Below are 1,658 nucleotides of genomic sequence, written 5' to 3' on the forward strand. Positions count from 1 at the left end.
TGCTAACTTTCAGCAAGATATACAGGGTGACAATTTAAACATCCCTTGGATAGCAGTGGCAGACTTACTACTATCCCCTCTCTGTCATGAAGTGGGACATGAGCTATATGAGATGGAGTTGGAAACACGAAATGTATTGCTAGAGCAACTCAACAGTAATCCTCGATTTAACCAACATAATCATCAGCGCATTAAAACTTTAGCTCATTTCCTGCTGGCTTATATAAAACCACAACTCAAGAGTGGCAAAAATTCTGTTCGGACCATTGCTCAAGCTCAACGGTGGACTGCCCTAGCATATATTGACCCTGAAGCAGCAGCTCGTGACTTAGCATTACAACTGACCCAATTAAGTCTAGCTCAAAAAACAGAGTGGGTGCGAATGTCTAAGCTAGCAGAAACACTGGCTGCTCCCCTCAGGGAAGCAGAATTCAAACCTTTGTTGACCTACCTTGAAGGGATGCGCGACTTAGCTCGTGGCCATGAACAAGGAGCAGCATCTAAGTTTGACCAGTTGCCAACCCACCATAATCGCCTACTTGTAGCAGGAGTTACTTTACCTATTCCGGAATTTGAGGAGTCAGTTTGGACTATTAATACTGTAAAAGTCCCTCCTCCGTCTTTACATCCATTGGAGTTTGAAAGGGCTGAACTGATTCAACAACCTAGATTTATGGGATCGGGTTCACAATGGCTGATCAATCGTGGCCGGGGTCAAGCAGAGGTTTTTTATGAACAACTGGGAGAGAATACTGTATTGGAAATGGTACAGATTCCAGGAGGGGAATTTCACATGGGTTCACCAAAAAAGGAGGGAAACTATCGAGAACAACCTCAACATTTAGTGAACGTTGCTCCGTTTTTATTGAGTAGATTTCCTGTGACTCAAGCCCAGTGGGGAGCTATTGCCAGGACAGATAAAGTGATGATTGACTTACCACCCGCTCCATCGCACTTCCCAGGTGAAAACCTGCCAGTAGAAGGGGTTACCTGGTTCGAGGCAATTGAGTTTTGTGAGCGCTTGCAACTACAAACAGGTAGACCCTATCGCTTACCCAGTGAAGCAGAATGGGAATATGCCTGTCGTGCTGGCACAGCTACTCCTTTTCACTTTGGTGAAACTATTTCTCCCAAAGTAGCGACTTATGACAGCACTGAAAAATACCGTTTTGGACCAAAGGGTAAATCGAGTAAACAGACAACGGAAGTTGGCTTTCATCAAGCAGCTAATGGCTTTGGACTAGAGGACCTCCATGGTAATGTCTGGGAGTGGTGTGCTGACCACTGGTATGAAAACTACATTGATGCACCCGTAGACGGAACCCCTAGGACAACTAACTCTAGAGCGTCCCATCGAGTAATACGGGGTGGGTCTTGGCTTGACAGTCCAAATGTGTGTCGTTCTGGCTATCGCTATGGTGTTCCTCCTGAAAACAGGATTCTTACAATTGGGTTTCGAGTCGCTTTGTCTTTAAATAACACAAAAATAAATTAAACTTTATAGTTATTAATCATCTTAAATTATCTTTAATCGAGTATAAAAGTATGAGTATAATCTCAGAAATCAAGAATAAAAAGCTGGGATTAGTAGAAATCCTGGTGTTGGGGCATGAAATATATTTAAAAAACATCAAATGTAATTTGATGTTTTTTAAATA

At 42.8% G+C, this 1,658-nt stretch carries 1 protein-coding gene; it reads left to right on the top strand.

Going from position 1 to position 1,658, the window contains the following annotated elements; translation table 11 throughout:
* Window positions 1–1,495, top strand: a 1,495-nt coding sequence (locus F6J94_RS33675) for a formylglycine-generating enzyme family protein (protein ID WP_293048257.1), incomplete at its 5' end; no start/stop codon positions are given.
* Window positions 1,496–1,658: the final 163 nt, after the last annotated feature.

Origin of the sequence: Moorena sp. SIO1F2, from assembly GCF_010672755.1 — a bacterium.
Classification (GTDB): Bacteria; Cyanobacteriota; Cyanobacteriia; order Cyanobacteriales; family Coleofasciculaceae; genus Moorena.